This window comes from Brevibacillus sp. FIR094, from assembly GCF_050477165.1.
Lineage (GTDB): Bacteria > Bacillota > Bacilli > Brevibacillales > Brevibacillaceae > Brevibacillus.
In genome coordinates, this window is sequence record NZ_JBEAES010000107.1 from 1 (window position 1) to 288 (window position 288).

Genomic DNA, 288 nt, shown 5'->3' on the forward strand with positions numbered 1-288 from the left:
AGGTGTCGGCAAATCTCGCTTGCGCTCCTTCTACATCATGACTGTCTAAATCAAGATAGGCTTCTACCCGAGTCACCCGTCGTTCTAATCGTCCAAACAGCAAGTGCGCCCCTTCAATTCCGTCTTCCATATGATTCAGCCTATATTCATCCACTGGCGTTCCTGCAATCTGCTGCCAGGCTGGGACGATCGAGACCGTTCCGTCTCCATTTTCTTGTAAGACGTATGTGTTCGGTCGGTCGACAAACCTGTTCACATGCGTTTGCTTTTGGTATGCCACATCATTCA

General features: G+C 49.3%; 1 pseudogene. It reads right to left on the reverse strand.

The window, feature by feature from the left end:
- Positions 1-288: pseudogene (locus ACQ5DJ_RS30075) on the reverse strand (integrase); the annotation flags it as partial.